The organism is Pseudoalteromonas phenolica (assembly GCF_001444405.1).
Classification (GTDB): Bacteria; Pseudomonadota; Gammaproteobacteria; order Enterobacterales; family Alteromonadaceae; genus Pseudoalteromonas; species Pseudoalteromonas phenolica.
The window spans coordinates 2,167,391-2,175,706 of record NZ_CP013187.1; the positions used below are offsets into that span (position 1 = coordinate 2,167,391).

General features: G+C 42.2%; 4 protein-coding genes. 2 read left to right on the plus strand and 2 right to left on the minus strand.

The genetic code is table 11. The annotated features are described in order from the left end of the window. Positions 1 to 32: 32 nt before the first annotated feature. Both PP2015_RS09520 and recN read left to right on the plus strand, forming a co-directional pair. Positions 33 to 596 carry a hypothetical protein gene (locus PP2015_RS09520; RefSeq protein WP_058030049.1) on the plus strand — a complete coding sequence of 188 codons (564 nt, stop codon included), beginning with the start codon at positions 33 to 35 and terminating at the stop codon, positions 594 to 596. A 69-nt stretch (positions 597 to 665) separates the two neighbouring features. After that, positions 666 to 2,342, plus strand: a complete 1,677-nt coding sequence (gene recN, locus PP2015_RS09525; RefSeq protein ID WP_058030050.1) for a DNA repair protein RecN — start codon at positions 666 to 668, stop codon at positions 2,340 to 2,342. A gap of 77 nt (positions 2,343 to 2,419) precedes the next feature. On the opposite strand, the gene PP2015_RS09530 is transcribed toward recN, so the two are convergent. Both PP2015_RS09530 and gltB read right to left on the minus strand, forming a co-directional pair. Further along, complete coding sequence (locus PP2015_RS09530; protein ID WP_058030051.1) at positions 2,420 to 3,835, minus strand: FAD-dependent oxidoreductase; 1,416 nt, start codon at positions 3,833 to 3,835, stop codon at positions 2,420 to 2,422. Between the two features lie 10 nt (positions 3,836 to 3,845). Then, positions 3,846 to 8,303, minus strand: a complete 4,458-nt coding sequence (gltB, locus tag PP2015_RS09535; RefSeq protein WP_058030052.1) for a glutamate synthase large subunit — start codon at positions 8,301 to 8,303, stop codon at positions 3,846 to 3,848. Positions 8,304 to 8,316: the final 13 nt, after the last annotated feature.

Here is an 8,316-nt window from a genome sequence, read left to right on the forward strand (position 1 = left end):
TAGGTACATAACTTACTGGAAGTATAAACGTTATGAATTACATTATTATCGCTACAATTGTGTTACTTATCACACTTTTAGGCGTATATCTTGTTATCGAAAATAATAGACAAAAAGCAAAAAATGCTGAAAAGCAGATTTTTAACCAAAGACATAATGAAGTAACACTGCACTTTAAAACAAAAACATCTGAATTTGTTGCCGCAGGTGCTCTACCATCAAAATACAGTGGTACTGTAAATGCTATCGTGAATAATTTTTTTGTTGTGCAAGCTCATTCAGAAGACAATCTGAATCAGCTAGAACGAATCGTTGAATTGTTTATTCTTACTGTCGGAGAAGAAGTCCATAAGCATCGTGAGAAAGACACCATGGATAGCTTAAAAGACACATTAACTGCTTTTGCAAAAGAATTACCAACCAATGGCGTCGCTTACAACAGAGACTTTTATTTTGAGTCATTACCAGCGATGATAACTTTATTAAAAACTGCAGATATAACAGATATTGATGATAAAGAAGACGGAAATTCTGAGCGAGATGAAGGTGAGCATAACCAAAGTGAAACAAACAAACTCGCTGCTGCACAAATATAAATTTCTTGCTTGATTTATTTTCAACTACTGTATAAATTGACAGTATTAATACTGTTTGGATATACAGATATGTTGATCAGTCTAGAAATTAGTAATTTCGCAATCGTAAATGACCTAAATATCGAATGGCGTGATGGCATGACTGCCATCACTGGTGAAACTGGCGCGGGTAAATCTATTGCCATTGACGCCCTATCACTTTGCTTAGGTGAAAGAGCGGATGCAGGTGCAATCAGGCCGAGTGCTGACCGTGCTCAGATAGTGGCACAATTCAATATTCAACAACTTCCTAAAGCTCAGCAATTTCTTAAAGAGCACATGCTAAATAACGATGAGCATGATTGTATTTTACGTCGTGTCATTAGCCGAAGCGGTCGCAGCAAGAGTTACATAAATGGTGTTTCAGTTACTGCCAGTCAACTTAAAGAGTTAGGCGAATATTTAATCGCTATTCATGGACAACATGCTCACCAATTACTATTAAAAACTGAACATCAGCTTCATCTCATTGATGCCTATGCAGGACACACTCACCTACAAACTGCCGTAAAAAATCAATTTCAACATTATCAGCAATTACAGCGAGAGTATTCAACACTTTTAAAAGAGCAGCAGGCTAAAGCGGCACAACAGCAACTGCTAGAATATCAAGTGGCTGAATTAGACGAGTTTTCGCTTGAAGCTGATGAATTCAAGCAAATTGAAGAAGAGCAATATCGCCTGAGCCACAGCCAAACCATTATTAACACCTGTCAACATGAGTTAATGTCTTTGTACGAGCAAGATGGCACCACAGTGTTAAGCCAGCTCCAGCATAGTGCACAACAGTTCAATAGTTTAACCAGTGTTGATAGTAGCCTCTCTAACATCGCTCAGTTGCTAGAGGAAGCCGTTGTACAAGTTGAAGAAGCAAGCCGCGAAATTCGAGACTATGCAGACCAAATTGACCAAGACCCGCTCAGATTACAAGAAGTCGAAGATCGTCTATCTAAAATCATGGATCTATCGCGTAAACATCATGTTAGACCTGAAGAACTTTACGAGCATCATCAATCGTTAAAAGCGCAGCTAGATAATATAAGCTCAGATAACGCACGTATTGATATTCTAGAGCAAGAAATAGCTCAAACACTATCAGCTTACCAACAAGCAGCGCTGGCCCTGAGTGATAGCCGAAGCCAGTCGGCAAAAAAACTACAAAAGCTGATTAGTGCGAGCATGGATGATTTAGCGATGAAGCACTGTAAGTTTGCGATTGAATTGCAGCCAAAACCAGAACTCAGACCGAATAGTGAAGGTTTTGATGCCATAGAGTTTCTAGTTTCAACTAACCCTGGTCAACCTTTACAAGCTTTAGCAAAAGTCGCCTCGGGTGGTGAACTATCTCGTATCAGTTTGGCTATTCAAGTGATAATCGCTGAAAAAGTGACAACGCCAACGCTTATTTTCGATGAAGTCGACGTAGGTATTTCTGGTCCAACCGCCTCTCAGGTTGGTAAATTACTTCGTAAACTTGGAAAATCGACGCAAGTTATATGTGTCACCCATTTACCGCAAGTTGCGTGTAGTGGACATCAACAGTTTTTTGTCAGTAAAAAAGTTATCAAAGGGGAAACTTTTACTTCAATGAAGCCGTTAGAAGATGCGCATCGTGTTGACGAAATTGCCCGTCTTATTGGTGGTGAATCGATTAGCGAAACAACCCGAGCAAGTGCAAAAGAGTTACTAGCTATTCAAGCAGCATAAGCGAGAAGCGAGAATAGGATAACAAAAACCCAGTTTGCAAACTGGGTTTTTTGGGTAAAGATATTTAATATTGGACTTTAAACTTCTAGGTAATCCAGAATACCTTCAGCAGCATTACGGCCCTCAAAAATAGCTGTTACAACTAAGTCTGAACCTCGAACTGCATCGCCGCCGGCAAAAATCTTAGGGTTACTTGTTTGGTGGGTATATGCCCCCTGTTCTGGCGCAACGACACCACCCCAACTATTAATCTCAACATCGTATTGTGCAAGCCAATCAAGATTATGTGGTTTAAAACCAAACGCCATGATCACCGCATCGGCATCAAGCACATGCTCAGTACCAGGTACTTCTTCAGCACGTTGACGTCCAGCTGCATCGGGCTCGCCTAAACGTGTTTCAACCATTTTAACACCAACAACTTTACCTTCAGCGTTTAGTTCAATGCCTTTAGGTTGAACATTAAATTTGAATTTTACGCCTTCTTCTTTGGCGTTTTTTACTTCTCGAACTGAGCCAGGCATGTTTGATTCGTCACGACGATACGCACAAGTAACATGGGCCGCGTTTTGGCGAATTGATGTGCGCACACAGTCCATCGCAGTATCACCACCACCTAACACCACAACCTTCTTATTCACCATGCTGATATATGGCTGCTGAGTTTCATCGTAACCCATCACTCGGTTAGTATTACCAATCAAGAAAGGTAGAGCATCATAAACGCCCTCGGCATCTTCATTCTCAAGGTTACCGCGCATACTTTGATATGTACCCACACCAATGAATACGGCATCATATTCAGCAATGATTTCATCAAGGCTGATATCTTTGCCAACTTCTGTATTTAACTTAAACTCAACGCCCATTTCAGTGAAAATTTCACGTCGATTTTCCATCACTGATTTTTCAAGTTTGAAAGATGGAATACCAAAAGTCAGCAGACCACCGATCTCAGGGTTACGGTCGAATACAACAGGTTTAACTCCATTACGCACCAGAATATCAGCACAACCTAGACCCGCAGGACCCGCACCAATAATTGCAACTTTCTTATCTGTCCATACCACATACGACATATCGGGCTTCCAGCCTTGAGCAAAGGCTGTATCTGTGATGTATTTCTCGATATTGCCGATTGTTACAGCACCAAACTCTTCGTTAAGGGTACATGCACCTTCACACAAACGATCTTGTGGACAAACACGTCCGCATACTTCTGGTAAACTGTTTGTTCGATGCGACAGTTCTGCAGCTTCTAAAATTCGGCCATTTCTGATCAACTTTAACCATTGTGGAATGTAATTGTGAACTGGACACTTCCATTCACAATATGGATTACCACAGTCTAAGCAACGATCAGACTGAGAATTAACTTGTTTTTGTGAAAATGGCTCGTAAATCTCTACGAATGATTGCTTACGTGATGAAATTGGTTTTTTTCTTGGATCAACACGTTGAACATCGATAAATTGGTAAACATTTTCGCTCATACTCTTCCCCTTACTGCGCCTGTACTCTTAATTCAGCGCTACTGCGAGCACGATGACCTAATAGGCTTTTTACATCACTTGAAATTGGTTTAACTAGTTTGAACTTAGGCAAATATAATTCAAATTCAGCCAGAATCTGTTCAGCTCGAGCAGAACCCGTAAGATCTAAATGCTCAGCAATTAAACCGCGAAGATGCTCTTGATGGGCATTAAGTTCTGAAAGCTCAACAATTTCAACCAACTCTGGATTTATACGCTTTTCGAAGTCTGCTTTTTCATCTAGCACATAGGCAAATCCACCAGTCATGCCTGCACCGAAGTTGATACCGACATTACCAAGAACGCAGACAACGCCGCCGGTCATATACTCACAGCCATTGTCACCTAAGCCTTCAACTACTGCCGTCACACCTGAGTTTCGAACCGCAAATCGCTCACCAGCTTTACCAGCTGCGAACAACTTACCGCCTGTCGCACCGTATAAGCAGGTATTACCAACAATACTTGCTTGGTGTGACTCAAAACTTGAACCAACTGGTGGACGAATGACTAGTTTACCGCCAGCCATGCCCTTACCGACATAATCGTTAGCATCACCAACCAAAGTCATTTCAAGGCCACCGGCATTCCAAACACCGAATGATTGACCTGCAGTGCCGTGTAGTTCAATTGCCACCGGGTCTGCTGCCATGCCTTGGTTGCCATGTAAATTGGCTATGTAACCAGACAGCATCGCGCCTACAGAACGGTCGGTGTTGCTAATACGATTCACCAATGAAATACCTGATTTACTCTCAATTGCAGCTTGTGCTTTTGATAGCAGTAGTTCATTTAGCTCCCCCTTATAATGAGAGGTATTCGCTGCTGAGCAGTATAAAGTCTCATTAGTTGGGTTATTCGGCTTGGCTAACAGGTCTGATAAATCTAGCTTGCTTTGCTTGCTCGTCTTGCCTTCGATCATTTCTAGTAAATCAGTGCGACCAATTAAATCGACTAAACGAGTTACGCCTAATTGCGCCATGATTTCACGGGCTTCTTGGGCAATAAACTTGAAGTAGTTCATCGCCATCTCAGGTAAACCATGATAGTGCTTCTGACGAAGTGTATCGTCTTGAGTTGCAACACCTGTTGCACAGTTATTTAAATGGCAAATTCGTAGATATTTACAACCAAGCGCAACCATTGGCCCAGTACCAAAGCCGAAGCTTTCCGCACCTAAAATAGCTGCTTTGATGATATCTAAACCTGTTTTAAGGCCACCATCCGTTTGTAGTCGAATACGATGACGAAGGCCGTTTTCAACTAAAGCTTGCTGAGTTTCTGCAAGGCCTAATTCCCAAGGACTACCTGCATATTTAACCGATGTTAATGGACTTGCCCCTGTACCTCCGTCATAACCTGCAATCGTGATTAAATCAGCATAAGCTTTGGCAACACCCGTTGCGATTGTGCCGACACCCGGCTCAGATACCAGCTTAACTGAGATCATCGCTTCTGGATTAACTTGCTTTAAGTCGAAAATAAGCTGAGCTAAATCCTCAATAGAGTAAATATCATGATGCGGTGGTGGCGAAATTAGTGTCACCCCAGGTACCGAGTAACGTAATTTAGCAATGTAAGGCGTTACCTTTTCACCAGGTAGTTGACCACCTTCACCAGGTTTTGCACCCTGTGCAACTTTGATCTGAATAACATCTGCATTTCTTAAGTAATGCGGAGTGACACCGAATCGGCCTGAAGCTACTTGCTTAATACGAGAGTTTTTCTCTGTTCCAAAACGCAGTTTATCTTCACCGCCCTCACCTGAGTTCGAACACCCACCTAAGCGGTTCATGGCAATTGCCAGCGCTTCATGAGCTTCTGGTGATAATGCACCGATACTCATGGCTGCTGAGTCAAAACGCTTATATAACTCTGTAGCTGGCTCAACCTCATCAACGCTTACTGAATTAATATCTGATTTAAGCGCTAATAAATCTCGAATGTTTGTCACTGGACGGTTATTAACAAGATCAGCATATTTTAGATAATCTTGATATTCTCCTGATTTAACCGCAACTTGTAATGTTTGTACCACATCAGGGTTGTACGCATGATATTCACCACCGTGGACAAATTTTAATAATCCACCATGTGACAATAATTTGCGTTTGCTAAAAGCAAGCTTATGGAGCTGTGCTTGCTCATAGGCAAAATCTTCAAAATCTGCACCCTTGATACGGTTTGCCACACCTTTAAAACACATTTCAACAATATCATCTGATAAACCCACAGCTTCAAACAACATTGAGCAACGGTATGACGCGACTGTACTGATCCCCATCTTAGACATGATCTTAAACAGGCCCTTATTGATGGCATTACGATAAGCCAGCGTCACCTCGCGGTAAGTTTTATCAATCACTTTACTGTCACACATGGCGACCAGTGTTTCGTATGTCAAATATGGGTAGATCGCAGTCGCACCAAACCCTAATAACACGGCAAACTGATGTGGATCTCTCGCACTGCCCGTTTCAACTATGATGTTGGCATCACAGCGTAAATTAGTATTTACCAAACGCTGTTGCACTGCGCCCACTGCCATAGCAGCAGGAATTGGTAACATATCTTTGCTGATATTTCTGTCACTCAATACCAACATGACACAACCAGATCGAGCTTTTTGCTCAGCTTCATCACAAACTCGTTCTAATGCTGACTTCAAAGATTCAGTTCTGTCATAGTTCAGTTGAATTTTGCATGCGCAGTAATGTTCATCATCCGCATTCACTAACTGCTGCATATCAGAGAAAGTCAGTACTGGTGAGGCGAACTGAAGGCGTTTTGCATGACCTGTTGTTTCGTTGAATACATTCTGCTCTCGACCAATACAAGTCGCTAATGACATCACATGGTTTTCACGAAGTGGGTCTATTGGTGGATTAGTTACCTGCGCGAATTTTTGACGGAAGTAATCATACAAAGAGCGGTGTCCTTCAGACAATACAGCAAATGGGGTGTCGTCACCCATTGAACCTGTTGCCTCTTGGCCATTTTCGCCCATTACTCGAATGACGTTGTCTAACTCTTCGTTGCTATAGCCAAATAGCTTTTGATATGTCAGTAGTAACTCGTCGTCAAAATCGCGAACACCTGCATCTTCTTCTGACAAGTCTTCAAAAGGCGTAAGACGCTTAACATTTTGCTCAAGCCAAGTTTTGTAAGGATGACGTGATTTTAAGTCTTGATCGATTTCGTCAGACTGCCAAATCTTGCCATGAAGGGTATCGATAACAAGCAACTCACCTGGACCAACACGGCCTTTTTCAACCACCTCATCGGCTGTGTAATCCCAAATACCGACTTCAGATGCAAGCGTGATAAAGCCATCTTGGGTGATCACGTAACGCGCTGGACGTAGACCATTTCTGTCTAGGTTACATGCCGCAAATCGACCATCTGACATAACGATACCTGCTGGGCCATCCCAAGGTTCCATATGCATAGAGTTAAAATCGTAGAAGGCACGTAAATCATCGTCCATAGCTCGGTTTTTTTGCCATGCAGGCGGCACAAGCATGCGCATAGCACGGAAAATATCCATACCACCGGCAAGGAATAATTCAAGAATGTTATCTAGGCTTGATGAATCTGAACCTTCTTCATTTACAAATGGCGCGGCCGTTTGTAAATCAGGTAACAATGGTGAAGAAAACTTATAAGCACGCGCTCTCGCCCACTGACGGTTACCAGCAATGGTATTTATTTCACCATTATGAGCCAAATATCTGAATGGCTGTGCTAGTGGCCAACGTGGTTGCGTGTTAGTTGAAAAGCGTTGGTGGAACACACAGATTGCACTTTTCATTCGCATATCTGCTAAATCTAGATAAAAGTTTGGAAGATCAACAGGCATCATTAAGCCTTTGTAAACCGTTACCAAACCTGAAAGACTCGAGATATAAAACTGTTCATCTTCAAGCAAGCGTTTTTCAATTCGACGTCTTGCTATGTACAGACGGCGCTCTAGATCTTTTGGACGCCAACCTTCAGGTGCAGATACAAACACCTGCTCGAATTTCGGTAGTTGCTTCAATGCTATCGGGCCAAGCATACTTGGCTCAGTTGGTACTACTCGCCAGCCAACGAGCGTTAACGTTTCTTTTTCTAATTCTTCGTTAATCACTTTACGGGCTTGAGATGCAAGTGTTTCATCAGCATTTAAGAACATCATACCAACGGCATAATTTTTACCTAAATGCCAACCGTTTTCAATGGCAATGGCTCTAAAGAAGCTGTCTGGTTTTTGCAGTAATAAACCACAGCCATCACCTGTTTTACCATCTGATGCAATACCACCACGGTGTTGCATTCGGTCTAACCCTGTAATTGCATTGCGGATCAGTTTATGACTTGCTTGCCCGTTTATTTGAGCAATTAAACCAAAACCACAATTATCTTTTTCTAACTTAGAGTCATATAGCATGCACCCCTCCCCC

Bases quoted from the DNA above. Each gene is read 5' to 3' on its own strand.
- PP2015_RS09520 (WP_058030049.1), top strand. From the start codon at position 33: ATGAATTACATTATTATCGCTACAATTGTGTTACTTATCACACTTTTA.
- recN (WP_058030050.1), top strand. From the start codon at position 666: ATGTTGATCAGTCTAGAAATTAGTAATTTCGCAATCGTAAATGACCTA.
- PP2015_RS09530 (WP_058030051.1), bottom strand. From the start codon at position 3,835: ATGAGCGAAAATGTTTACCAATTTATCGATGTTCAACGTGTTGATCCA.
- gltB (WP_058030052.1), bottom strand. From the start codon at position 8,303: ATGCTATATGACTCTAAGTTAGAAAAAGATAATTGTGGTTTTGGTTTA.